The sequence below is a fragment of the Streptomyces sp. BF23-19 genome, assembly GCF_041106355.1.
Classification (GTDB): domain Bacteria; phylum Actinomycetota; class Actinomycetes; order Streptomycetales; family Streptomycetaceae; genus Streptomyces; species Streptomyces virginiae_A.
Map to the genome: position 1 here is coordinate 1 of NZ_JBGBPT010000113.1, position 25,380 is coordinate 25,380.

Genomic DNA, 25,380 nt, shown 5'->3' on the forward strand with positions numbered 1-25,380 from the left:
TGGTACGGGCCCTTCGCTGTACCGTCGGTCAGCCGAGGCGCGGGTCGCGCGGGGGCTGCTGGGGCTGGGGCGGCTGCTGCTGCGGGGCCTGGGGCTGCTGCCAGGGCTGGCCGGGCTGCGGGTACGGCTGGCCGTAGGGCTGAGGCTGCTGGGGCTGCGGCGGCTGCTGGTACGGGGGTTGGCCCTGGGGCTGCCCGTACGGCTGCGGCTGCTGAGGGGGCTGCTGCCCGTAGGGCTGCTGAGGAGCCTGGGGCTGCTGCGGCGCACCCCAGTGTCCCTGCGGGGCCTGCTGCTGGGCCCGCAGGAAGTCCTCGGCCACGAGCGCGGAGAGGTTGAAGTACGCCTCGCGCGTCTTGGGCCGCATCATGTCGAGATCGACCTCGGCGCCGGCCGCGAGGTGCTCGTCGAACGGCACGACGACGACACCGCGGCAGCGGGTCTCGAAGTGCTGCACGATGTCCTCGATCTTGATCATCTTGCTGGTCTCGCGGACCCCCGAGATGACGGTGAGGGAGCGCGAGACGAGGTCGGCGTACCCGTGGGCGGAGAGCCAGTCGAGGGTGGTGCTGGCGCTGCTGGCGCCGTCCACGGACGGGGTCGAGATGATGATCAGCTGATCGGCCAGGTCCAGGACGCCGCGCATGGCGGAGTAGAGGAGGCCGGTGCCCGAGTCGGTGAGGATGATCGGGTACTGGCGGCCCAGCGTCTCGATGACGCGCCGGTAGTCCTCGTCGTTGAAGGTCGTGGAGACGGCCGGGTCCACGTCGTTGGCGATGATCTCCAGGCCGGAGGGCGCCTGGGAGGTGAACCGGCGGATGTCCATGTACGAGTTCAGGTACGGGATCGCCTGGACCAGGTCCCGGATGGTGGCGCCGGTCTCGCGGCGGACCCGGCGGCCGAGGGTACCGGCGTCGGGGTTCGCGTCGATGGCCAGGATCTTGTCCTGGCGCTCGGTGGCGAGGGTGGCACCGAGGGCGGTGGTGGTCGTGGTCTTGCCGACGCCGCCCTTGAGGCTGATGACGGCGATGCGGTAGCAGGACATGACCGGGGTCCGGATCAGTTCCAGCTTGCGCTGGCGCTCCGCCTCGGCCGCCTTGCCGCCGAAGCGGAACCGGCCGCCGACACCGTTGTTGTTGTTCTTGGGCTTCTGCTTGTTGCGCAGCAGGCGGTCGGAGGACAGCTCGACGGCGGCGGTGTAGCCGAGGGGCGCCCCGCCGCCGGTCTGGCCGGCCGAGTAGCGCGGGTCGTGCGGCTGCGGCTGAGGTGCCGGCTGGTGCTGGTGCTGCGGGGGCTGCTGCTGCCCGGGCCCGGCGGACCACTGACCGGCCGTACGGGGGTCGTAGGACTGCTGCGGGGCCGGCTGCGGCTGCTGGGGCTGCGGGGGCGTGGGAGCCGGCGGCGGGAACGGGTAGGCGTCCGGGGTCCCGAACGCGGGCGGCGGCGAAGGCAGTTCGCCACCGGGTCCCCCGAACGGGGTCTCCACGACGGCCGGCGGCGCGTCCACGGGGCCGACCGGCGCGGGCGCGGACACCGCCGCGGGCTGCTCGGCGGACGGCAGTACGGGCGTTCCCTCGGCGGGAGTGTCCCGCGGCCCGGCCCAGGGCGAGGGCGGAACCTCCGCGACCGGGTCGGCGACCGGCTCCGCGACGGGGGTCGACGGCAGGGGCGGGTACGGGGTGACCGTGTCGACGGGCGGCAGCGCCGGGAACGGCGTCGCGGGCGGGGCGTCCACCGGAGCCGGCTCCGGAGCGACCTCCTCGGCCGCGGGCAGGGGTACGGGCACCTCGGCGACCGGGGTCGGGTCCGGGAAGGCCGGGTCCGGGGACGGGGCGATCGGAGCCGGGGCCGGGGGTTCGAGCGCGGGCGGGGCCTGCTCGACCGGAGCCGGAGTCGGAGCCGCCGCGGGAGCCTCGATCGGCGTGGGAGCCGGGGCGGGAGCGGGAACCGGAGCGGGGGTCGTGTACGGCAGGGCCGACTCGACGGGAGCCGGGGCCGGAGCCGGAGCGGGGTCCGCGATCGGTGCGGGTGCCGGAACCTCGGCCGGAACCTCGGCCGGAGCCGGAGCCGGAGCCGGAGCCGGAGCCTCGGCCGGGGCAGGAGTCGAGTACGGCAGGGCCGGAGCCTGGTACGGCGGCGCGGCGTCGACCGGGGCCGCGGGAGCGGGCGGGAACGGAGCCGGCAGCCCCGCCCCGTCGGACGGCGTCCGCGGGACCGGCGGAGCGATCCGCATCGTCGAGGGCGACGCCGGCTCCGACGGGCGGTGGGGCTCGAAGCCACTGCCCTCGGGGAGCCCCGGCACCTGCGCGGCCGGGGTCCCACCCTGCATGTACCAGGCGGGCGGGGTGTAGTCGATGGTGAACTCGCCCGTCACATCGGGCTCCGCGTCGGACTGATCGTCCGTCGGGACGTCCCACGTCCCGCCGCGCCTCTCGTTCCGATCGCCGCTCACTGGTCCTCCTGGTCTGTCGAACACTGGTCCGGCGCCCACCTCGCCGCGCCCGGACCCAGCCTAATCGCGCCCCGACGCCACTGTCCGCCCCCCTCAGGGGGCCGGGTCAGTCGATGCGCCGGGCCCCGCCGAGCAGGCCCGTCTCGGCGTCCGTCCCCTGGGTCATCACGAACTGCCGGTCCCGCGGCGTGCACCACAGGGTCACCCCGTCGCCCAGCGTCGGCAGGGAGTCCACCGCCGGTCTCGGGAGCCGCATCAGACGCCCGATCTGCTCCGCCTCGTCCGGAGACACCCGTTGCACGCCTACCAGGGACGACTGCTGCAGCAGGCGCGGCGCCGTCGGGCTCAGGTACGGCAGCAGGGTCAGCACCGACTGCCAGGGCCCGGCCACCACGCGCCCGCGCGGCGGCCGCATGCCACAGTCGCGGATCACCAGCACCGGGCTGCCCGCCGAGGCACCCTGCGGCGGGATCCGACCCACCTCGTGCAGGGTCACGCACTGCTGCCCGCCGCCCGCGGCCTGGGCCAACCCGGACCACACCTGCCCGCGCCCGGTCTCCACCGCCACGCGCGCACCCGTGGCCGCCGCGCGCAGCGCCAGCACCTGGGCCGTCCACAGGCCGCCGATCAGCGTCACCTCGTACGGCGTCGGCCGGTTGATGCCGAGCACCGCCGACCGGCCCTCGGCGTCCACGCCGATGACCACCCCGTCGTCCCCGACGGGCAGCGCCAGCAGGTCCAGGTCCGTGGCGGGCACCACGTGCCGCTCCCGACGCGGGCCGACCAGCCCGAATCCGCCCCTCATCGCGCCCCTCCCAGCGGCAGCGAAGCCAGCAGCCCCGGCACCTGTTCACGGTCGAGCCGGACCAGTCCGGTCTTCACGCCCCGTGCCGTCCTCTCCAACTCCCGTCGGGCCGAGACGAGTTCCTCGTCGCTGCGACCCGTCACCCGTACGTGTCCGGTCAGGGTGACGCCCTGTCGCTCCGCCGGGGCCATCGTCAGGCTGAAGTTGGTCGCCAGCGCGGGGAGCGAGGTGAGCAGCGCCACGAACTGCGGCAGCGCCGCAGCACCGGCGCCGCCGAGCTGCGGCCAGCGGCCTATCCAGTACGTCGTGTGCCGTCGGTCGTCGCAGCGCCAGGTCCGCGAGGTCTCCTCGGTCCGCCGCCCGGTGCTGTTCGAGCGCCCGGCCTGGGTGATCGCCATCGGGTTCGCGCACGAGGAGGTGGCCAGCGCCGCCGTCAGCTCCTGCTCGGTCAGCACGGTGGCCGTGAACCCGGCCCCGGCCAGCCGGCTCGCCAACTGGTCCGCCGCGCGCACCAGGCAGCGCTGCGCACCGGCCAGCCCGCCGCCGCGCGCGGTGACCGCCTCCGGGCACAGTTCCGGGTCCAGCTTGAGCGCTATCCACGTCAGCCGGACCGCCGGGGTGCCCGTCCGGGCCTGCAGCGGCGCGTAGTTGCGCGTCGCCATCGACCGCTCGGGCAGGTGCGGGGCCGGCGCCGGCTGGGTGTGCTGCACGAGCTGAGCGGACTCCAGCCGGATACCGTCCACTTCGAGGATGTCCCGTACGACGGCCAACGGCAGCGGCCGCGCCGCCCGGTCGGGCCGCAGCGCGGTGGCGTCCGTGTCCACCTGGACGACCGCGGTCAGGAAGGTCCCGTCGCCGACCATCCCGACGGGACGCCGGTCACGGTCGCTGAAAGTGAGGGTGCGCAGCGCCGGATCGGCCTCGACCAGCGGGGCGAGCCCCGGCTCCGTGCCCGCGGGCACGGTGAAGGCGGCGGCCCGGCGCCGGCGGGAACGCAACGCGAGCGCGCCACCGATCCATTCCGGCAGGGAGCGCTGGTGGCGGCGTACGACCGCGAGCACCACCAGGACGAGCGCCAGGACACCGGCGGGAACCAGCAGCAGCGGTTCGACCACCCAGGCCACCAGCAGGGCGGCTGCCGCGACTTGGAGCAGAACGAGCTGTTGCAGTCGGAACGGTCCGAAGCGGCCGGGGCTCGACTTCGGATGCGGCGTCACCCCGACACGTGCCGGTGCGGGCGCGCCGGTCTGCTGCTCCGTCGCGGTGGCCATCACTCGCGCACTTCCCCTTTCCGGGGCCAGACCCCGTGAGTCCCGGCGCTGCGCGGCACCTGCCGCACGTCCCCGGAATCTCCCCAATCCACCCCAACAAGCCCTGATTGACCCGGTGCGGAGGGGGCTGGGCGGCAGCCTCACCCTACCCGGCCCCTTCATACCGTCCGTCAAGAGGCATAGTAGGTGCCCGGTCCGACAATCGAGGCCCGGGGACCGTACTCACCGGCCGGGCCGTGCGGGGAGAAGCAGGCGGTCATGGCATCACGACGTGATGAGCTCAACGCGTACACCTTTGCGAAGCGGCGCACGGTGGCCGCGTTCCTCCAGCCATCCGCCACGGGAACCGAGGAAGGCGCGCCGCGTCCGCTGCGCGCGGTCCTTCCGGGGCTGATCGTCGGCGCGCTCGTGCTCGCCGGATTCGGCGCCTGGGGCATGTTCAAGCCGACGGCCCCCAAGGGGTGGGCGGAGCCGGGGGTCAGGGTCATCGTCGGCAAGGAGTCGACGACCCGCTACGTGGTCCTGACCACGAAGGTGGGCGGCAAGGACCAGACCCGGCTGCACCCGGTGCTGAACCTCGCCTCCGCCCGACTCCTGCTGGATCCGTCGAAGTTCAAGGTGATCCAGGTCGACGACAAGGTCCTGGACGCGGGCAATCCGCCGCGCGGGCCCATCATCGGCATCCAGTACGCCCCCGACCGGCTCCCCTCCAAGGAGGAGGCCGGCAAGGCCAAGCGCTGGGCCGTCTGCCAGCAGCCCGGCGGCAACGGCCGTGGCGTGCAGACCGCCACCTTCGTGCTCGCCGACCGCGAGGCGGCCAGGACGGACGACGCCCGCAGGCTCACCGACACCCAGTCGCTGTACGTGCAGAGCACGGCCGCGGGCCAGGAGCGCTACCTGGTCGACGCGGCCGGGACGAAGTACAAGTTCCCGGAGGGCACCCCGGCCGCCGGGACGATGACCAACGCGCTGGTCGGCACCGGCGCCACCCCGCAGCAGGTCAGCCCGGAATGGCTGGGGACCCTCAACTCCGGCGAGGACCTGTCCTTCCCGGCGCTGCCCGGCAAGGCCGGCACCGACGCCGGGGTGAAGGGTCTGGGCACCGCTGACAACAAGGTCGGGATGGTGCTCCAGGCGCAGACCGGTTCCGGCGCGCAGCACTACGTGGTGCTGCCCGGGAAGGTCGCCCCGGTCTCCGACTTCGTCGCCTGGCTGCTGATCTCGGCGCCCGCGACCGACGGCCTCAACATGCACGGCAAGCCCCGCGAGGTCGACCTCCAGTCGATCAACCCGGACCCCGCGCCGTTCGCGGGCGACATCAGGTGGCCCCAGAAGAAGACCGAACGCATCAACCAGACGACGCCGCCCGCCGGTAACCAGTCCGGTGGGGCCAACAACCGCGACACGGTCTGCAGCGTCCTGCGCTCGGTCGACGGCCAGGGCAACCAGACCCTGAGCACCTGGGCCGGCACCGGCTTCCCGATCGACATCACCGCCAGCGGCACCAGCGCGTACGTCACCCCGGGCTCGGGCCTGCTCTACACCCAGGTCCAGGGCAAGCAGACCACGGCCGGCGGCTCCCTCTTCCTCGTCACCGACACCGGGCTGCGGTACGCCGTCCAGGCCAACGGCGACAGCGACAGCGAGCAGTCGAAGATCGGCGCGCCCGACCAGTCGAAGGCCGGTACGGACGGCCGCCCGGAGGCCAGCCAGGCGCAGGTCCGGCTCGGCTACGGCAACGTCAGCCCGGCCATGGTGCCCATCGCCTGGTCGGAGTTCCTCTCCAAGGGGCCGCGACTGGACACCAACTCCGCCCGTCAGCCCCAGGGTTCGTGAGGAAGCCGCCGATGACCCAGACCCACGCGTCCCGGCGGACCCTCCTGGCCGCCGCCTTCGCCCTCACCCTGGCCTCGGGCGGCACGGGCACGGCAGCCGGGGCCACGGCCGCCGCGCCGCAGCCCCCGTACGCGCTGCGCCTCGACGGCGCGGGGGAGTGCACCTTCCCGATGAAGAAGCAGATCGAGGACCGGCCCTGGGCCCTCCAGCGACTGCTGCTCGACGAGCTCTGGGCCCAGACCAAGGGCAAGGACAAGAGCGGCAACAGCGTCCGCGTCGCCGTCATCGACACCGGCGTGGACCGGGCGAACCCGCAGCTCAGCGCGGCCATCGACACCGGCGCCGGCAAGGACTTCGTCGACCCGAAGGGCGGCGACGGCACCGCCGACACCGTCGGCCACGGCACCAAGGTCGCCGGGCTGATCGCGGCCCGACCCCAGCAGGGCACCGGCTTCGTCGGACTGGCCCCGGACGCCACCATCATCCCGATCCGGCAGAACGACGGGCAGGGCAAGGGCAACGCCGCGAACCTGAGCCAGGCCATCGACCACGCGGTGGCCAAGGGCGCCCAAGTGATCAACATCTCCCAGGACACCGACGCGCAGCTGTCCGCCGAGTCCGACCTCGGCAAGTCGGTCCAGAAGGCCGTCGCCGCCAACGTCGTGGTCGTGGCCTCGGCGGGCAACGACGGCATGAGCGGCCAGAAGCGCAAGACGTACCCGGCGGCCTTCCCGGGCGTGCTGGCCGTGGGCGCCTCGGACCGCAACAACGAGCGGGCCCAGTTCTCCCAGCCGGGTGACTTCATCGGGGTGGCGGCGCCCGGCGTCGACATGGTCTCCACCGTCCCCGGTTTCGGCCAGTGCATCGACAACGGCACCAGTTTCTCCGCGCCGTACGTCGCCGGCGTCGCCGCCCTGCTGCGCGCCGAGCATGCGGACTGGTCCGCGCAGCAGATCGTCTGGCAGATCCAGAACACCGCCGAACGTGCGGTCAACGGCCGTGACGACTACGTGGGTTGGGGCATCATCGACCCGGTGCGCGCGCTCTCCCACGATCAGGAGGCCCCGAAGGCCCCGGCCCCCGCCCCCGGCCCCCCCCCGGCGCCCGCCCCGGAGGCGGCGCCGCTGCGACTCACCGAGACGGCCCAGGAGCGCCAGGAGCGGTTCGGCACGTACGCTCTCGGCATCGGTGCGATCCTGATCGCCGTCATCGCCGGAACCGCGACGGTCGTCCGCGACGCCCGCGGCCGTAAGCGCCGTTTGCAGTGAACGGTCACAGTTCATCTACGGAAGCGCCCCACCGGTGTTGGGGCTGTCAGATGAACTGGCTAGAGTGACACCAGGCTTCACGAGTGTGATCGGGGGATCGCGTGGAGCGGAGGGGGACGCCCGAGGGCGCGTGGCTCGAAGCCGCGCCGGGTCCGGGACCGTGTCCGCTCCGCTGCGCAATCCGCCGGTTCTGCCGGCGAATTGAGAAATGAGGAGCTTCGATGAGCACGAACACCTTCGGACTTGCAGACGATCCGGTCGTCAAGGCGAAGAACAAGATCGAAGAGACGGGAACCGCCGTCTCCAAGCAGGCCCGCGAGCTGGCTGACATCCTCGCCACCGTGAGCGCCGGCTGGACCGGTGTCGGTGCCGATGGGTTCAGGCAGGCCCAGGTGCTGCTGAACGAGGACCACGACACGATCCGTCGTCTCCTCCGCGTCCTGCACCACGCGGTGTCCGAGACCAAGAACCTGACCAACGCCCAGGACGACGAGGTGCGTGCGGCGTTCAAGCAGGGGATCCAGTCCCACGGCGGTAACTCCGGCCTCAACAGCATCTGACCCACGTCGTTTTCAGGTAACGCGCTCAGCGAGAAGGAGAAGCACATGGCTGCCGACGACGGCCACACAAAGGTCCGGTATGACAGCGTCCAGCAGATGGCCAACCGCATCCGCCAGGTCTCGAAGAACATCATCGACGACCTGGAAGCGATGGAGCGGGCGGTGAAGGTCGTCACGGACACCTGGGACGGCGAGGCGCACGGCCAGTACGTCGATCTCCAGACCAAGTACCGGAGCAAGGCCGACCACATGAAGGACATGCTGGAGAAGGTCGCCCAGCTGGTCGAGCGCGGCAAGGACGACTACCGCGCCACCGACAAGAAGGCCTCGCAGCTGTTCACCGAGGCCTTCTGAGCCCGGTCGCCGACAGGTCCGCACACGCCGAAGGGGCGCGCCCCTTCGGCGTGGTCCTGCGGTCCTGTCAGGGACGGTGCCGGTCGAGGTCGAACTCGCCGTCCCTGGCCCCCAGCACGAAGGCCTCCCACTCGGCGGCCGTGTAGCGCAGCACCGTGTCCCGGTCCAGCGAGGACCGCATGGCCACCGCCCCCTCGGGAAGCCGAGCGATCTCGACCCGCTCCTCGTCCGGGCTGGTCCCGGGCGGCCCCTCCCACTCCACGCCGCTGATGTCGAGCGCGTACAGCTCGTCCTTCTCCTGCTGAGTGCCCATGGGCGGCCTCTCCCTCGGTGGCGCGTGTTCACCGCCGATTATCGGTGCTGCGCCACCGACCGGGAGAGGTTTCCACCCGATCCTTCCCGGTCGCCGGCCCCTGACAGGTGTCCGGCCACCGGGAAGACGATCACATGTGGCCCGGCATCCGCCCGAGCTGCACCAGTGACGTCCCCCGCCTGCGCGAGGCGAAGTACGCCCGGCCCGGCGGCATCGGACGCGGCCGCACGGTGCCCACGAGGTCACCCTCGGACGGGTCGCCGGACAGCACGATGCCCTGCGCGCCCAGCTCCTTGATCCGCTGCATGAACGGCTCGTACATCGAACGCGAGGCACCCGCCGAGTTGCGGGCGATGATGAAGCGGACGCCCGTGTCCCGCGCGAACGGCAGGAACTCCACCAGCGGCGCCAGCGGATTGCCCTGACTGGTGGCCACCAGGTCGAAGTCGTCGATCACGATGTACACGTCCGGGCCCGTCCACCAGCTGCGATCGCGCAGCTGCTGCGGGGTGACGTCGGTCGGCGGCTGCCGGCGCGAGAACACCCCGCCCAGCGCCTCCATGTGCATCTGCAGGGAGCTCGCCATCGGCGCGTACTCCAGCAGGTGCTCCTCCGGCAGCGCCCCGAGCAGGCTCCGCCGGTAGTCGCCCACGACCAGCCGCGCCTGGTCCGGCGTGTAGCGCTCGGAGATCTGCTTGGCGATGAGCCGCAGCAGGTTCGTCTTGCCCGACTCGCTCTCGCCGAACACGAGGAGGAAGGGGTCGGACTCGAAGTCGACGAAGACCGGCTCCAGGTCGCTCTCGTCGATGCCGATCGCGATCCCTCGGCCGGGGAACTCCCCGCCCTTGGGCAGCTGGTCCGAGTGGAGCAGCCGCGGCAGCAGCCGTACGCCGGGAGCCGCCTGGCCCGACCAGTTCTGCTTCACCGCCTCCACGAAGGCCGTCGTGGCCTCGGACAGGTCCCCGGCCTCGTGCGAGCCGTCGATCCGCGGCAGCGCGCCCAGGAAGTGCAGCTTCTCCGCCACCTGACCGCGGCCCGGCATCCCGGGCGGGACGTTCGCCGCGACCTTCCGGTCGAACTCGGAGTCCATGGTGTCGCCGAGCCGCAGCTCCAGCCGGCTGAGCATCTGGTCCTTGAGCGCGGCCCGGACCTCCATGTAGCGCGCCGCCGTGATCACCACGTGGATGCCGTAGCCCAGACCGCGGGCGGCGATGTCCGTGACGATCTGCTCCAGGGCGTCGTACTCGCCCTTGAAGTTGCCCCAGCCGTCGACGATCAGGAACACGTCGCCCCACGGCTCACCGGGCAGGTCGCCCGCCGCCCGGCGGCGCCGGTAGGTGCCGATCGAGTCGATGTTGTTCGCGCGGAAGAACTCCTCGCGGCGGTTGAGGATGCCCCCCACCTCCGCGACCGTACGCCGGACCCGTTCCGGGTCCAGACGCGAGGCGATCCCGCCCACGTGCGGCAGCTCGGCCACCGCCGACAGGCTGCCACCACCGAAGTCCAGCCCGTAGAACTGCACCTCGCGCGGGGTATGGGTGAGCGCGAACGAGGAGATCAGCGTCCTCATCAGCGTCGACTTGCCCGACTGCGGACCGCCGACGACCATCATGTGACCCGCCGCACCCGAGAAGTCCCGGTACAGCACCTCGCGCCGCTGCTCGAACGGCTTGTCGATGAGGCCGAGCGGTACGACGAGCCCGCCGGGCCGCGTGTACCCGTCCGCGTGCAGCCCGCGCTCCGCGCTCGGCGCCAGCGCCGGCAGCAACTGGTCCAGCGGCGGAGCCTGGTCGAGCGGCGGCAGCCACACCTGGTGCGCCGGCACCCCTTGACCCTCCAGCCGGCTCACGATCACGTCCAGCACCGTGTCCGCCAGCGCGTCGTCCTCGCGCACCGACTGCGCCGCCAGGTACGCCGGGTCCGGGGCCGCGTACACCACCGGCACCGGGGCCGCCGTGAACAGCGCGGGCCGCCGCTCCACCGGGAACTGTCCCACCGACAGGTCCGGCCCGCCCGAGCGGTAGGTGCCCGAGACGTACGCCGCCTTGAAGCGGGTCATCTCGTCCGTACCGAACTTCAGGTAGCCCGAACCGGGCACCGACGGCAGGTGGTAGGCGTCCGGCACGCCGATCGCGGTCCGCGACTCGGCCGCCGAGAAGGTCCGCAGACCGATCCGGTACGACAGGTACGTGTCCAGGCCGCGCAGCTTGCCCTCTTCCAGGCGCTGCGAGGCCAGCAGCAGGTGCACACCCAGCGAACGGCCGATGCGGCCGATCTGGATGAACATGTCGATGAAGTCCGGCTTCGCCGTCAGCAGCTCGCTGAACTCGTCGATGACCAGCACCAGCGAGGCCAGAGGCTCCAGCGGGGCACCGGCCGCGCGGGCCTTCTCGTAGTCGTGGATGTTGGCGTAGTTGCCCGCCGAACGCAGCAGCTCCTGGCGGCGCTGCAGCTCACCGCGGATCGAGTCGCCCATGCGGTCCACGAGCGTGAGGTCGTCCGCCAGGTTGGTGATCACCGCCGCCACGTGCGGCATCTGCCCCATGCCCGTGAAGGTCGCACCACCCTTGAAGTCGGCGAGTACGAAGTTCAGGGTCTCCGAGGTGTGCGTGACCGCCAGACCCAGCACCAGCGTGCGCAGCAGCTCCGACTTGCCGGAACCGGTCGCGCCCACGCACAGACCGTGCGGACCCATGCCCTCCTGCGCGGCCTCCTTCAGGTCCAGCATGACCGGAGCGCCGTCCTCGCCGACACCGATCGGCACGCGCAGCCGCTCACCGGCCGACCTCGGCCGCCAGGTCCGCGCCACGTCGACCGCCGCCGCGTCACCCAGGTTCAGCAGGTCGGTGAAGTCCAGATTGGCCAGCAGCGGCTCGTCGTCGTCCCCGCCGCCCGTGCGCATCGGCGCCAGCTGCCGGGCCAGGGCCTCCGCCGCGGGCAGCGACAGCGTGTCCGGCACGCCCTCGTACGCGACCCCCGCGCCCGACTCCAGGCGCAGCCGACCCGGCCGCACCACGACCGACAGCCCACCGCGCTGCTCGTCCAGCTCGCCCGCGACCACCTCGACGATGGTGACGCCCTGCAGGCCCTCGGCCGCCGCGAACACCGAGTCCGGCGGCACCATCCCACCGTCCAGCACGACCATCAGGTGCGGCTGGTCCAGCACCGGGGACACCTCGCGGCTGAACCGCGGCCGGCTCTCCAGCCGGGAGGCCAGCAGCCCCTCCAGCTCGGCGAGGTCGTCACCGAACAGCCGCTTCGTACCGGCCCCGTCGACCTGACCCGGGACCTGCGTGTGCGGCAGCCACTTCGTCCAGTCCCACGACGGCACCGCACCCGGCGCGGCCACCACGGCCACCATCAGGTCCTCGGGGGAGTGCAGCGTCGCCAGCTGCGCCACCATCGCCCGCGCGGTACTGCGCGCGGACTCCGGTTCCCCGGACACCGTCACGTGGTAGAAGGCGCGTATCGACAGCGCCATCGGCAGCCCGTCCAACGAGGAGTGCACCTTCAGGAACCGCTGCATCGCGCCCGCGGTCAGCGGCTCCAGCTCGTCCACCGGCGCGGTGTCCGGCGCCACCAGCGGGGTCGCCAGGCGCTGCGCGCCCAGCCCGACCCGGGCCTGCCCGAAGTCCTGGTCGCCGACCCGCCGCTCCCACAGCCGCGAGCCCTCCGCCACCACCGACCACAACTGCTCGGGGGCCGGGTGCAGATACAACTGCGCGTCGCGCTGCGCCCGCGCGGTCCGGCGTACCTGACGACGCGTCTGCGCGAGATATTTGAGATAGTCCCGGCGCACATCGGCCATTTGCCCCTGCGTACCACGCCGGTGGCGCGCCAACTGGGCGAGCACCATGCCCACCGTCGACACCAGCATCAGCACACCCATGATGCGCATGAAGGGGGCCGCGCCCGGCATGAAGAAGAAGACGACGGAGGAGCCCATGCCGAGCATCGGCAGGAGCTGCATCAGCATGCCCTCCTGCTGCCCGCGCGGAAGTTCGGGCGGAGCTTCCAGCCGCAGCTCCTCCGCGGGGACCTCAGGCGGCAGGGACCGCGGCGGGCGTTTGACGACGATCTGGCTCACCGGAGCATCAATCCCTCGAAAACGGACGGGACGTCGCAACCGGCGCCCCCAAGTCCCGGGCGCGAAGGGGGTCTCCCCCACGCGACGGTGATCCTACTTGCCGACAGTCGGTCATAAGCCCGGTAGGGTGGCGCGCGCAGCATGCGCATCCGCGAATCGTCCGCCGGTGCGGGCACCAACCAGGGGGGTCACACAGGTGAGTACGGCCGGGACGACGGGTTTCTGCAGGGTCACCGTCGTGGCCCCCGACAGTCGCATCGACGTCGCCCTCCCCGAGGACATCGCCGTCGCCGACGTCTACCCGGAGCTGCTGCGCCTCACCGGCCAGACCCAGCCCGTGGGCGCCCCGACCGGCTTCCACCTCGTACGTCGCTCCGGCACCGTCCTCGACGGCGCCCGGACCCTCGCCGGCCAGCAGGTGCTCGACGGTGAGGTGCTGAGCCTGCGCCCCTTCGCCGAGTCCCTGCCGCCCGCCGTGTTCGACGACGTCTCCGACGCCGTCGCCTCCGCCGTCGTCCGCGACCGGCACCGCTGGAGCGACGACATGCTGCGCGGCGCGGGCCTGGCCGGCGCCGCCGTGCTGCTCGTCATGCTGGGCTTCGTCCTCTGGTACGCCGACCCGCTGCGCCACGACATGCACGGCCTGCCCGGGATCATCGCGGGCGCCGTCGGCATCCTGCTCACCGCTGTCGCCGGAGTGCGCGCCCGGGTCTACGGCGACCGGCTCTCCGCCGTCGCGCTCGGCCTCGGCGCCCTCCCGCACCTGATGATCGCCGGCTCCGGGATCATCGCCCCGGCCGTCGGCCAGGGCCCCGGCCGCCTCCAGTTCCTGCTCGGCTGCGTCTGCGCCCTGGTCGCCTCCGTCGCCCTGGTCGCACTCACCCCCAGCGGCGACGCCCCCTTCGTCGCGGCCACCTTCGTCGCCGCCACCGGAACCCTCGCCACCTTCGTGGCCATCGCCACCGAGGCGTCCGCCACCGACACCGCCGCCGTCTGCGCACCCGTCGCCATCGGCCTCGTCGCCTTCCTCCCCGGCCTCTCCGCCCGCTTCGCCCGCCTGCCCATCGGCTACGCCGCCCCGCAGAGCGCCACGGAGGATTACGAGACCCCGGACCGCTACGAGACCGAGCCCTACGGTGAGCAGTCCGGCCCCGACCAGCACGAGGCGGCCGGTACCCCGCTCGACGCCGAGGCCATCGCCGCCCAGGCCCGCCGCGGCCACGAGATGCTGCTCGGCCTGGTCGGCGGCTGTGCCGCGGTCGCCGTCGGCGCCGCCGCGGTCCTCGGCTTCTCCGAGAACACCTGGGGTCGCCTGCTGGCGCTCGTCACCGGCCTCGCGATGCTGCTGCGCGCCCGCCTCTTCCGTTACACCTCCCAGGTGGTCTGCGCCCTGGCCGCGGGCCTCGTCGCCATCGCGCTGCTGATCCTGGGCATGGCCCTGCACCCGCCGACCGACCTGCTCGAAGCCCTCCTGCTGAAGCACGACAGCAGCGGCCTGGACCTCCGTACGATCTGGCTGACCGCCGCCGTCGCGGCCGGCGCCGCCCTCCTCGCCGGAATTGCGCTGGTCATTCCCCGCAAGGGTCTGTCACCCTTCTGGGGGCGGCTGCTCGACCTCACCGAGGCGGCGGTCCTGCTCAGCCTCGTACCCCTCACCCTGGCCGTGCTGGACGTCTACTCCCGCGCCAGGTCTCTCACCAGCTGAGACGTGGCGGAGCGGCAGCCTGGTACGCTGTGTGACGGCCGTTTGTGTACGCGTCCCCGGACTCCTCGACGAGAGGGCCTGTGGACTGCGCTCAGCGGACCCCGCCTCCCGAGTAACGGAAGCTCCCCAGAGACTCAGACCTGGGGCACTCGGTGGCAACGAAGACCTATCACGAGGAGTACGCGTGCCGCTCGACGCCGCTACGAAGAAGCAGATCATCACCGAGTTCGGTGCCAAGGAGGGCGACACCGGCTCCCCCGAGGTCCAGGTCGCGATGCTCTCCCGCCGCATCTCGGACCTGACCGAGCACCTCCGGACGCACAAGCACGACCACCACTCCCGTCGTGGTCTGCTGATCCTGGTCGGCCAGCGTCGCCGCCTGCTGCAGTACCTGGCCAAGAAGGACATCCAGCGCTTCCGTGCGCTGGTCGAGCGCCTCGGCATCCGCCGCGGTGCGGCCGGCGCCAAGTAAGACGCCGTGAAGGGAGCGGTTCCCACATCCGGGGGCCGCTCCCTTTGCTGTACGTGCGGGACGGACCGGACCCTTTGTAGTCTGGAACGGACGCACGTGTACGTCCGACGACGAGACGTGCACAACTGAAGAGGAGGAGCGCCCTCCCACGCCGCCGGTCCTCGGTAGTGGCACCCGGAATGCCCCCAAGGGCAACGAACCGGGTGCTTCGATCGAAGACCGGCCCGCACGCCAGGAGCGCTTCTCCGCAACCGTCCACCGCCACACGGGCGGCGGACGGAGACGACGAAAATGGAGAAAACGCTAGTGGAGAACGAGACCCACTACGCCGAGGCCGTCATTGACAACGGTTCCTTCGGCACCCGCACCATCCGCTTCGAGACGGGCCGTCTGGCCCGCCAGGCCGCCGGCTCCGCCGTTGCCTACCTGGACGACGACACGATGGTGCTGTCCGCCACCACCGCGTCGAAGAAGCCCAAGGACCAGCTCGACTTCTTCCCCCTGACGGTGGACGTCGAGGAGCGGCAGTACGCGGCCGGCAAGATCCCCGGCTCCTTCTTCCGCCGTGAGGGCCGCCCCTCCGAGGACGCGATCCTCACCTGCCGCCTGATCGACCGCCCGCTGCGCCCGTCCTTCAAGAAGGGCCTGCGCAACGAGATCCAGGTCGTCGCCACGATCATGGCGCTCAACCCCGACCACCTGTACGACGTCGTCGCGATCAACGCCGCGTCCGCGTCCACCCAGCTGGCCGGTCTGCCCTTCTCCGGCCCGATCGGCGGCGTCCGCGTCGCGCTGATCCGCGGCCAGTGGGTCGCCTTCCCGACGCACACCGAGCTCGAGGACGCCGTCTTCGACATGGTCGTCGCGGGTCGCGTCCTGGAGGACGGCGACGTCGCGATCATGATGGTCGAGGCCGAGGCCACCGAGAAGACCATCGCCCTCGTCAAGGGCGGCGCCGAGGCGCCGACCGAGGAGGTCGTCGCCGCCGGTCTGGACGCCGCGAAGCCCTTCATCAAGGTCCTCTGCAAGGCCCAGGCGGACCTGGCTGCCAAGGCCGCCAAGCCCGAGGGCGAGTTCCCGGTCTTCCTGGACTACCAGGACGACGTGTACGAGGCCCTCGCGGCCGCCGTCAAGGGCGAGCTCTCCCAGGCGCTGACCATCGCGGGCAAGCAGGACCGCGAGGCCGAGCTGGACCGCGTCAAGGAGATCGCCGCCGAGAAGCTCCTCCCGGCCTTCGAAGGCCGCGAGAAGGAGATCTCCGCCGCCTACCGCAGCCTGACCAAGGCCCTGGTGCGCGAGCGCGTCATCAAGGACAAGGTCCGCATCGACGGCCGCGGGATCACGGACATCCGTACCCTCGCCGCCGAGGTCGAGGCCATCCCGCGTGTGCACGGCTCGGCGCTGTTCGAGCGTGGCGAGACCCAGATCCTGGGCGTCACCACCCTCAACATGCTCCGCATGGAGCAGCAGCTGGACACCCTCTCCCCGGTGACCCGCAAGCGCTACATGCACAACTACAACTTCCCGCCGTACTCCGTCGGTGAGACCGGCCGCGTCGGTTCGCCGAAGCGCCGCGAGATCGGCCACGGCGCGCTCGCCGAGCGCGCGATCGTGCCGGTCCTCCCGACCCGCGAGGAGTTCCCCTACGCGATCCGTCAGGTGTCCGAGGCCCTCGGCTCCAACGGTTCGACGTCCATGGGCTCGGTCTGCGCCTCCACCATGTCGCTGCTGAACGCCGGTGTGCCCCTCAAGGCCCCCGTCGCCGGTATCGCCATGGGTCTGATCTCCCAGGAGATCGACGGCAAGACGCACTACGTCGCCCTCACCGACATCCTCGGTGCGGAGGACGCCTTCGGCGACATGGACTTCAAGGTCGCCGGCACCAAGGAGTTCGTCACCGCCCTCCAGCTGGACACCAAGCTGGACGGCATCCCGGCCTCCGTCCTGGCCGCGGCCCTCAAGCAGGCCCGCGACGCCCGCCTCCACATCCTCGACGTGATGATGGAAGCGATCGACACGCCGGACGCCATGTCCCCGTTCGCCCCCCGGATCATCACCGTCAAGATCCCGGTGGACAAGATCGGTGAGGTCATCGGGCCCAAGGGCAAGATGATCAACCAGATCCAGGAGGACACCGGCGCCGAGATCACGATCGAGGACGACGGCACCATCTACATCGGTGCCTCCGACGGCCCGGCCGCCGAGGCCGCCCGCGCCACGATCAACTCGATCGCCAACCCGACCATGCCGGAGGTCGGCGAGCGCTACCTGGGTACGGTCGTCAAGACCACCACCTTCGGTGCCTTCGTCTCCCTCATGCCCGGCAAGGACGGCCTGCTGCACATCTCGCAGATCCGCAAGCTCGCCGGTGGCAAGCGCGTGGAGAACGTCGAGGACGTGCTCGCGGTCGGTACCAAGGTCCAGGTCGAGATCGCCGAGATCGACCAGCGCGGCAAGCTCTCGCTGGTCCCCGTGATCGACGGCGAGACCGCCGGTGACGACGCTGACAAGGACGACTCCGACAAGTGATGTCGCGTAGTTCCCGTGTGACGGCCCGCCCCTCTTCGGAGGGGCGGGCCGTCGCCCGTACCCAAACCCTCCTCAAGGGCAGCAACGGCATCGGCACCGTCCGGCGCACGGTCCTGCCCGGCGGACTGCGCATCGTCACCGAGACGCTGCCCTCCGTCCGCTCCGCCACCTTCGGTATCTGGGCGCACGTCGGCTCCCGTGACGAGACGCCCACGCTGAACGGCGCCACGCACTACCTGGAGCACCTCCTCTTCAAGGGCACCCACAAGCGCAGTGCCCTCGACATCTCCTCCGCGATCGACGCGGTCGGCGGCGAGATGAACGCCTTCACGGCGAAGGAGTACACCTGCTACTACGCCCGGGTGCTCGACACCGACCTGCCGCTGGCCATCGACGTGGTCTGCGACATGCTCACCGGCTCGCTGATCCGCGAGGAGGACGTCGACGCCGAGCGCGGGGTCATCCTCGAAGAGATCGCGATGACCGAGGACGACCCGGGCGACGTGGTGCACGACCTGTTCGCGCAGACCATGTACGGGGACACCCCCCTGGGGCGCCCGGTCCTCGGCACCGTCGACACGATCAACGCGCTCGGCGCCGACCGGATCCGCCGCTTCTACAAGAAGCACTACGACCCGACGCACCTGGTCGTGGCCGCGGCCGGCAACGTCGACCACAACAAGGTCGTACGCCAGGTCCGCGCCGCCTTCGAGAAGGCCGGCGCGCTGACCCGTACCGACGCCGAGCCGATCGGCCCGCGCACCGGCACCAAGCGCATCCGCACCGCCGGCCGCGTCGACCTGGTGAACCGCAAGACCGAGCAGGCCCACGTGGTCCTCGGCATGCCGGGCCTCGCCCGTACCGACGAGCGTCGCTGGGCGCTGGGGGTACTGAACACCGCCCTCGGCGGCGGCATGTCCTCGCGCCTCTTCCAGGAGGTCCGGGAGAAGCGCGGCCTGGCCTACAGCGTGTACTCGTACACCTCGGGCTTCGCCGACACCGGTCTCTTCGGCGTGTACGCGGGCTGCCGCCCCAACCAGGTGCACGACGTGCTCCGGATCTGCCGCGACGAGCTCGACAAGGTCGCGTCCGAGGGACTGGCCGACGACGAGATCAAGCGGGCCATCGGCCAGCTCTCCGGGTCCACCGTCCTCGGCCTGGAGGACACCGGCGCGATCATGAACCGCATCGGCAAGAGCGAGCTGTGCTGGGGCGACCAGATGTCGGTCGACGACATGCTGGCCCGGATCGCCGCCGTGACCCCGGACGACGTCCGCTCGGTCGCACAGGATGTACTGGCACAGCGGCCCTCGCTCGCGGTGATCGGCCCGCTGAAGGAGAAGCAGGCCGCCCGTCTCGACGAAGCGGTCGCCTAGTTCCGTACGGCAAGTAAGGAAGCGATATGAGCAAGCTGCGCGTGGCGGTCCTCGGAGCCCAGGGCCGGATCGGCGCCGAGGCCGTCAAGGCGGTCGAGGCCGCCGAGGACATGGAACTGGTGGCGGGGCTCGGCCGCGGCGACAAGCTGGAGACGCTGGCCGAGGCCGGCGCCCAGGTCGCGGTCGAGCTGACCACCCCGGCATCGGTGATGGGGAACCTCGACTTCCTCATCCGCCACAACATCCACGGAGTGGTCGGCACCACCGGCTGGACCGAGGACCGCCTCGCGCAGCTGGGCACCTGGCTCGACGGCGCACCGGAGACCGGTGTGCTCATCGCCCCGAACTTCTCCATCGGCGCCGTCCTCACCATGAAGTTCGCCGCCCAGGCCGCCCGCTACTTCGAGTCCGTCGAGGTCGTCGAGCTGCACCACCCCAACAAGGTCGACGCGCCCTCGGGTACGGCGACCCGTACGGCGCAGCTCATCGCGGCCTCGGCGCCCAGCCGGACGCCACCGCCACCGCCCTCGACGGCGCGCGCGGCGCGGACGTCGACGGCGTTCCGGTGCACGCCATCCGCCTGCGCGGCCTGCTGGCCCACCAGGAGGTGCTCCTCGGCGGCGAGGGCGAGACCCTGACCATCCGTCACGATTCCCTGCACCACAGCAGCTTCATGCCGGGCATCCTGCTCGGTGTGCGCCGCGTGACGCAGACCCCGGGCCTCACCTTCGGCCTGGAACACTTCCTCGACCTGGGCTGACCGGACTGATTTCACGATGCGCGCGAAGATCACGTACTTCATCACGGCCGCCGTCCTGGTGGTCTACTTCGTCCTGGTCGGCAGCCGGGGCCTGATGCTCATCGAGCACGGCACCTGGCTCACCGTCACCTTCGGGGTGGCTGTGCTGATCCTGCCGGTCATCGGCGTCTGGTTCCTCTGGCAGAACACCCGGTTCGTCACGCGGGCCAACCATCTCGCCACCGAGCTGGAGGCCGAGGGCGGACTGCCCGTCGACGAACTGGAGCGGGACAAGTACGGGCGGATCCTGCGGGATTCCGCCGACGAGGTCTTCGCGCGCCGCAAGGCCGAGACCGAGGACGCGCCGGGGGATTGGCGCAGCTGGTTCCGCCTCGCCGTCGCCTACCACGACGCCCGGGACACCCCGCGGGCGCGCAAGGCGATGCAGCGGGCGATCGCCCTGCACGACAAGAAGCCCGTACAGGTCTGATCCCTGTACGGGCTTCCGGTGGCGGTTCGGGCCGGTCAGGCGGCCACGGGCCGGTACTCGTCGGCCCAGGCGCCCACCGTGTCGGCGGCCCGGTCGAAGGCCTCGGTCCGCGACAGGAAGTCGGCGTTGTGGTCGGTCAGCAGCACCGGCGCCTCCGCACCGCCCTGCGCGGACATCGTCAGCGCCTGCCCCTGCACCGTCCTCGGCAGCCCGAGCCAGCGCACCGGCTGCTGCACCGTACGGAGCTCGCCGATCTCGCTCCACGCGGTGGTGCGGGTCACGAAGAACCCCACCCGGCGCAGCCCCGCGGGGCTCACCCATACGCCGATGCGCAGGATCTGCACCGCTGACCCGACGACCGCGAGCGCGGCGATCAGGCAGATCACGGCTCCGCCCCAGCCGCCCGCGAAGGCGACGATCATCGTGGCCAGCAGCATGAAGGCCGACAGCAGGAGCAGCAACGCGCCGATGCCCACGCGCCAGGGGCCGGGCCGGTAGGGCCGACGCCAGCGGTCCTGGTCGGCATGGGCCAGGATCTCGTCGCCGTCGCCGTCGTCATCCACATCGGATACGCCGTCGGCCGTCAGGAAGGGCAGGGGCACGGCTGGACCTCACTCACATGCACGTTCGGTTGGGCTGTGCCCGTGAGGCTACCGCCCCTGGGACGCCTCCGACTGCTGCGACTTCTCCGGCGCCTTGCTCGGCTGCAGTGCGGGCATACCGAGGAGCAGTGAGCCGGCGAGCCCCGCAACCACGGTCAGTCCGACCAGAGTACGGGCGACCAACTGGGTCCTCCCCAGACGCTCCCGCGGCGGCGGAGTGACATTGCTTCGGAAACGGTCGGCCTCGGAGACGAAGGCGAACGGGACGGGTTCGCGCCGGAGGAACATCAGAGCGAATCTCCTCGAGGTGGGTGGGTGTGCGGTCTCCTGGGTAGGACGTACGGGGCCGTCAATTGGTGCCGGATTTCGGGACATTAGGAAAAATTCACGGCGGTGCGTCAGCTGTACGACACCCCTCTCCGGCCCCGTACGCGCCCCGCACGACGTGTGCGTCTGCGCAGCCCGCGCGAGGGGCGCCGTAGAGTGGGCGCGCCCCAGGACGCACGTTTGGAAGGACCCCCGGTGAGCGAAACCGCCGCTTCAGATCTGAAACCCAGCTTCCGCAGTGACGTGACGGTGGAGCTGGTGAAGCACTCCGCCGCCGACTCCGACGTACTGTGGGCCGCTCGCGTCTCCACGGCCGGCGAGCAGTCGCTGGAGGAGCTGCAGAAGGACCCGGAGCGCTCCAAAGGCCTCATCAACTATCTGATGCGCGACCGCCACGGCAGCCCGTTCGAGCACAACTCGATGACTTTCTTCATCAGTGCCCCGATCTTCGTCTTCCGTGAGTTCATGCGCCACCGCGTGGGCTGGTCCTACAACGAGGAGTCGGGCCGCTACAGGGAGCTCGAGCCGGTCTTCTACGTCCCGGACGCCGAGCGCAAGCTGGTCCAGGAGGGCCGCCCGGGCAAGTACGTCTTCGTCGAGGGCACCCAGGCGCAGCAGGAGCTCACCGCCCGCGTCATGGAGGACTCCTACGTGCAGGCCTACGAGGCCTACCGCGAGATGCTCGCCGCGGGCGTGGCCCGGGAGGTTGCCCGTTCGGTCCTGCCGGTCGGTCTTTTCTCGTCGATGTACGCCACCTGCAACGCGCGCTCGCTGATGCACTTCCTCGGTCTGCGTACGCAGCACGAGCTCGCGGCGGTCCCGTCCTTCCCGCAGCGGGAGATCGAGATGGTCGGCGAGAAGATGGAGCAGCACTGGGCGAAGCTCATGCCGCTGACGTACGCGGCCTACAACGGCAACGGTCGCGTTGCCCCATAAGGGCCGGTACACCCGTGGCGTACAGATGTACGGCGTCAAGTCCTAAGTGTCCGTATTGCGACGTTTCGTAAAGTTCATCTAGGCTGATCAAACGGACCCGGCACTGCTTGAACCCCCGAGCAGGCAGTGCCGGCGTCCAACACCCCGTTGACGTCCCCCGAGGGGACACCGCGTGCATGGCAGCGAGTAGCGTGTTACCCATGGCTCCGATCTCGACTCCGCAGACCCCCTTCGGGCGGGTCCTCACCGCCATGATCACGCCGTTCACGGCGGATGGCGTACTCGACCTCGACGGCGCGCAGCGGCTCGCCGTCCACCTGGTGGACGCAGGCAACGACGGCCTGATCATCAACGGCACCACCGGTGAGTCGCCGACCACCACCGACGCGGAGAAAAACGACCTCGTACGAGCCGTGCTCGAAGCCGTCGGAGACCGCGCCCACGTGGTCGCCGGCATCGGTACCAACGACACCCGCCACACGCTCGAGCTGGCCCGCCAGGCCGAGCGCACCGGTGCCCACGGCCTGCTCGCCGTCACCCCGTACTACAGCAAGCCGCCGCAGGAAGGCCTCTTCCGGCACTTCACGGCGATCGCCGACGCGACCGGGCTGCCGGTCATGCTCTACGACATCCCCGGCCGCAGTGGTGTCCCGATCGACACCGAAACCCTGGTCCGGCTGGCCGAGCATCCCCGTATCGTTGCCAACAAGGACGCCAAGGGCGACCTCGGCCGGGCAAGCTGGGCCATCGCGCAGAGCGGCCTGGCCTGGTACTCGGGCGACGACATGCTGAACCTGCCGCTCCTGTCGATCGGCGCGGCCGGATTCGTCTCCGTCGTCAGCCACGTGGTCACCCCCGAGCTGCGCGCCATGCTGGAGGCCCACCTGGGCGGCGACGTCCAGAAGGCGACCGAGATCCACCAGAAGCTGCTCCCGATCTTCACCGGCATGTTCCGTACCCAGGGTGTGATGACCACCAAGGGCGCGCTGAACCTGCAGGGCCTGCCCGCGGGCCCGCTGCGGCTCCCGCTGATCGAGCTGACCGCCGAAGAGACGGCTCAGCTCAAGATCGATCTTGCCGCCGGCGGGGTACAGCTCTGACAACAGACTTCACAACTGAATAAGAACGAACAAACACATACCGAACAGACAACAGCAAGTGCACGAATGACATGCGCGCCACGTGCCTTCCGGGGTACGTGGCGTGCGTGGTGAGGAGACACTTTTGAGCCATCCGCATCCGGAACTCGGTCCGCCGCCGAAGCTGCCCAAGGGCGGCCTCAGGGTCACCCCCCTGGGTGGTCTCGGCGAGATCGGCCGCAACATGACCGTCTTCGAGTACGACGGCCGTCTGCTGATCGTCGACTGCGGCGTCCTCTTCCCCGAGGAGGAGCAGCCGGGCATCGACCTGATCCTGCCGGACTTCTCGTCCATCCGGGATCGCCTCGACGACATCGACGGCATCGTCCTCACGCACGGCCACGAGGACCACATCGGCGCCGTCCCCTACCTCCTCCGGGAGAAGGCGGACATCCCGCTGATCGGCTCCAAGCTGACGCTGGCCCTCATCGAGGCGAAGCTCCAGGAGCACCGCATCCGCCCCTACACCCTCGAGGTGAAGGAGGGCGAGCGCGAGGCCCTCGGCCCGTTCGACTGCGAGTTCATCGCGGTCAACCACTCCATCCCGGACGCCTTGGCCGTGGCCATCCGCACCGGCGCCGGCCTGGTCGTGGCCACCGGCGACTTCAAGATGGACCAGCTCCCGCTGGACAACCGCCTCACCGACCTGCACGCCTTCGCGCGTCTGAGCGAAGAGGGCATCGACCTTCTCCTCTCCGACTCCACGAACGCCGAGGTCCCGGGCTTCGTCCCGCCCGAGCGCGACATCTCCAACGCCATCCGCGGGGTCTTCGCGAGTGCCCAGAAGCGGATCATCGTGGCGTCGTTCGCCAGCCACGTGCACCGCATCCAGCAGATCCTCGACGCCGCCCACGAATTCGACCGCAGGGTCGCCTTCGTCGGCCGTTCGATGGTCCGCAACATGGGCATCGCCCGCGACCTGGGCTACCTGAAGGTCCCGGCCGGTCTCGTCGTCGACGTCAAGACCCTCGACGACCTGCCGGACGACGAGGTCGTGCTGGTCTGTACGGGTTCCCAGGGCGAGCCGATGGCGGCCCTGTCCCGTATGGCCAACCGTGACCACCAGATCCGGATCGTCCCCGGCGACACCGTGATCCTGGCGTCGTCCTTGATCCCGGGCAACGAGAACGCGGTCTACCGGGTGATCAACGGTCTGACCCGCTGGGGCGCCAACGTCGTGCACAAGGGCAATGCCAAGGTGCACGTCTCGGGCCACGCCTCGGCCGGCGAGCTGCTGTACTTCTACAACATCTGCAAGCCGCGGAACCTGATGCCGGTCCACGGTGAATGGCGCCACCTGCGTGCCAACGCCGAGCTCGGTGCCATGACGGGTGTCCCGAAGGACCGCATCGTCATCGCCGAGGACGGCGTGGTCGTCGACCTGATCGACGGCAAGGCCCGGATCTCCGGCAAGGTGCAGGCCGGCTACGTGTACGTGGACGGCCTCTCGGTCGGCGACGTCACGGAGGTCCACCTCAAGGACCGCAAGATCCTCGGCGACGAGGGCATCATCTCGGTCTACGTCGTGGTGGACAGCAGCACGGGCAAGATCGTCAGCGGCCCGAACATCCAGGCCCGCGGCTCCGGCATCGACGACTCGGCCTTCTCCTCGGTCATCCCGAAGATCGAGGAAGCCATCGCCCGCGCCGCGGCCGACGGCGTCGCCGAGCCGCACCAGATCCAGCAGCTCATCCGCCGCACGATGGGCAAGTGGGTCTCGGACGGCTACCGCCGCCGCCCGATGATCCTGCCGGTCGTCGTCGAGGTCTGACCCTCGCCGTAGCGACCGAACGGGAGCGGGGCAACCGGATTTGCATCCGGGGGCCCCGCTCCAGTACGTTTACGTCTCCACCTCGCACGGCACCCCGGCACACACGTGTGTCCGGACGCGCCATGCGGGCGGGTGGGAATCAAGACCCAGGGAGACCTGATAAAGTCTGATCCGCCCGAAAGGGAAAGGCCTCTCCAATGGCCACCAAATCAAATCCCAGCCGGAAACGGCGCGGAAATGTTCTGGTAAGGTTGGAGCCGCTGGAAAGGGAAAGCGCGAAAGCGAAAACCTGGAAAGCGCCGAGGAAGTCGGACACGAAAGAGTCTGATAGAGTCGGAAACGCAAGAACAG

20 protein-coding genes and 1 pseudogene are annotated in these 25,380 nt (G+C 70.8%); 13 read left to right on the plus strand and 8 right to left on the minus strand.

Translation table 11 applies throughout. From position 1 onward, the window contains the following. Nucleotides 1–28: 28 nt before the first annotated feature. The 3 genes from AB8A24_RS38935 to eccE all read right to left on the minus strand — a co-directional run bounded on the left by AB8A24_RS38935 (nt 29) and on the right by eccE (nt 4,525). Nucleotides 29–2,449, minus strand: coding sequence for an SCO5717 family growth-regulating ATPase (locus AB8A24_RS38935; protein ID WP_369478856.1), 2,421 nt, complete (start codon nt 2,447–2,449; stop codon nt 29–31). 106 nt (nt 2,450–2,555) lie between these two features. Then, on the minus strand, nt 2,556–3,254 hold the full coding sequence (locus AB8A24_RS38940) for a hypothetical protein (RefSeq protein ID WP_328961422.1): 699 nt from the start codon (nt 3,252–3,254) through the stop codon (nt 2,556–2,558). Continuing rightward, on the minus strand, nt 3,251–4,525 hold the full coding sequence (gene eccE / locus AB8A24_RS38945; protein ID WP_030718703.1) for a type VII secretion protein EccE: 1,275 nt from the start codon (nt 4,523–4,525) through the stop codon (nt 3,251–3,253). Before eccE ends, AB8A24_RS38940 begins: the two co-directional genes overlap by 4 nt. Nucleotides 4,526–4,783: 258 nt before the next feature. Between eccE and eccB the strand changes: the two genes are divergently transcribed. The 4 genes from eccB (at nt 4,784) to AB8A24_RS38965 (ending at nt 8,543) form a co-directional block, all read left to right on the plus strand. Then, nucleotides 4,784–6,361, plus strand: a complete 1,578-nt coding sequence (gene eccB, locus AB8A24_RS38950) for a type VII secretion protein EccB (protein WP_328961421.1) — start codon at nt 4,784–4,786, stop codon at nt 6,359–6,361. A gap of 11 nt (nt 6,362–6,372) precedes the next feature. After that, entirely contained in the window at nt 6,373–7,629 is a 1,257-nt protein-coding gene (mycP, locus tag AB8A24_RS38955) for a type VII secretion-associated serine protease mycosin (protein WP_369478857.1), read from the plus strand. 221 nt (nt 7,630–7,850) lie between these two features. After that, nucleotides 7,851–8,189 carry a hypothetical protein gene (locus tag AB8A24_RS38960; protein ID WP_328961419.1) on the plus strand — a complete coding sequence of 113 codons (339 nt, stop codon included), beginning with the start codon at nt 7,851–7,853 and terminating at the stop codon, nt 8,187–8,189. Nucleotides 8,190–8,234: 45 nt separating this feature from the next. Further along, on the plus strand, nt 8,235–8,543 hold the full coding sequence (locus AB8A24_RS38965) for a WXG100 family type VII secretion target (protein ID WP_328961418.1): 309 nt from the start codon (nt 8,235–8,237) through the stop codon (nt 8,541–8,543). A 67-nt stretch (nt 8,544–8,610) separates the two neighbouring features. Here AB8A24_RS38965 and AB8A24_RS38970 read toward each other — a convergent pair whose 3' ends face one another. Together AB8A24_RS38970 and eccCa are read right to left on the minus strand one after the other, a co-directional pair. Next, a complete protein-coding gene (locus AB8A24_RS38970) occupies nt 8,611–8,856 on the minus strand; it encodes a DUF397 domain-containing protein (RefSeq protein ID WP_030708695.1) in 246 nt (81 codons plus the stop codon). Between the two features lie 130 nt (nt 8,857–8,986). Further along, the gene (eccCa, locus tag AB8A24_RS38975; RefSeq protein WP_369478859.1) at nt 8,987–12,943 is read right to left on the minus strand and encodes a type VII secretion protein EccCa; all 3,957 of its coding nucleotides are present in this window, start codon (nt 12,941–12,943) and stop codon (nt 8,987–8,989) included. A gap of 196 nt (nt 12,944–13,139) precedes the next feature. On the opposite strand from eccCa, the gene eccD reads away from it, so the two are divergent. From eccD to AB8A24_RS39005, 6 genes and pseudogenes are all read left to right on the plus strand, one after another. Next, the gene (gene eccD, locus AB8A24_RS38980; RefSeq protein ID WP_266379039.1) at nt 13,140–14,648 is read left to right on the plus strand and encodes a type VII secretion integral membrane protein EccD; all 1,509 of its coding nucleotides are present in this window, start codon (nt 13,140–13,142) and stop codon (nt 14,646–14,648) included. Between the two features lie 184 nt (nt 14,649–14,832). Continuing rightward, on the plus strand, nt 14,833–15,120 hold the full coding sequence (gene rpsO / locus AB8A24_RS38985) for a 30S ribosomal protein S15 (protein ID WP_033223037.1): 288 nt from the start codon (nt 14,833–14,835) through the stop codon (nt 15,118–15,120). Nucleotides 15,121–15,426: 306 nt separating this feature from the next. Further along, nucleotides 15,427–17,649 carry a polyribonucleotide nucleotidyltransferase gene (locus AB8A24_RS38990; RefSeq protein WP_328965829.1) on the plus strand — a complete coding sequence of 741 codons (2,223 nt, stop codon included), beginning with the start codon at nt 15,427–15,429 and terminating at the stop codon, nt 17,647–17,649. Then, a complete protein-coding gene (locus AB8A24_RS38995) occupies nt 17,646–19,025 on the plus strand; it encodes a pitrilysin family protein (RefSeq protein WP_328961416.1) in 1,380 nt (459 codons plus the stop codon). The genes AB8A24_RS38990 and AB8A24_RS38995 overlap by 4 nt, the downstream gene beginning before the upstream one ends. Nucleotides 19,026–19,051: 26 nt before the next feature. After that, nucleotides 19,052–19,785, plus strand: a pseudogene (gene dapB, locus AB8A24_RS39000) (4-hydroxy-tetrahydrodipicolinate reductase). A gap of 16 nt (nt 19,786–19,801) precedes the next feature. Then, a complete protein-coding gene (locus tag AB8A24_RS39005; RefSeq protein WP_109781407.1) occupies nt 19,802–20,254 on the plus strand; it encodes a tetratricopeptide repeat protein in 453 nt (150 codons plus the stop codon). A gap of 35 nt (nt 20,255–20,289) precedes the next feature. Here AB8A24_RS39005 and AB8A24_RS39010 read toward each other — a convergent pair whose 3' ends face one another. Together AB8A24_RS39010 and AB8A24_RS39015 are read right to left on the minus strand one after the other, a co-directional pair. After that, nucleotides 20,290–20,856 (minus strand): hypothetical protein, encoded by a 567-nt coding sequence (locus AB8A24_RS39010; protein ID WP_328961415.1) that lies wholly within the window; start codon nt 20,854–20,856, stop codon nt 20,290–20,292. A 48-nt stretch (nt 20,857–20,904) separates the two neighbouring features. After that, a complete protein-coding gene (locus AB8A24_RS39015) occupies nt 20,905–21,144 on the minus strand; it encodes a hypothetical protein (RefSeq protein WP_030718745.1) in 240 nt (79 codons plus the stop codon). Nucleotides 21,145–21,378: 234 nt separating this feature from the next. On the opposite strand from AB8A24_RS39015, the gene thyX reads away from it, so the two are divergent. The 3 genes from thyX (at nt 21,379) to AB8A24_RS39030 (ending at nt 25,029) form a co-directional block, all read left to right on the plus strand. After that, nucleotides 21,379–22,119, plus strand: a complete 741-nt coding sequence (gene thyX, locus AB8A24_RS39020; protein WP_030718752.1) for an FAD-dependent thymidylate synthase — start codon at nt 21,379–21,381, stop codon at nt 22,117–22,119. A 200-nt stretch (nt 22,120–22,319) separates the two neighbouring features. Next, nucleotides 22,320–23,219, plus strand: a complete 900-nt coding sequence (gene dapA, locus AB8A24_RS39025) for a 4-hydroxy-tetrahydrodipicolinate synthase (RefSeq protein ID WP_266379026.1) — start codon at nt 22,320–22,322, stop codon at nt 23,217–23,219. A 124-nt stretch (nt 23,220–23,343) separates the two neighbouring features. Then, nucleotides 23,344–25,029: a ribonuclease J gene (locus AB8A24_RS39030; protein WP_266379024.1), complete on the plus strand. Its 1,686-nt coding sequence runs from the start codon at nt 23,344–23,346 to the stop codon at nt 25,027–25,029. 139 nt (nt 25,030–25,168) lie between these two features. Here the strand turns inward: AB8A24_RS39030 and AB8A24_RS39035 are convergent. Then, the coding region (locus tag AB8A24_RS39035; RefSeq protein WP_369478860.1) for a hypothetical protein at nt 25,169–25,380 on the minus strand (212 nt) is incomplete at its 5' end.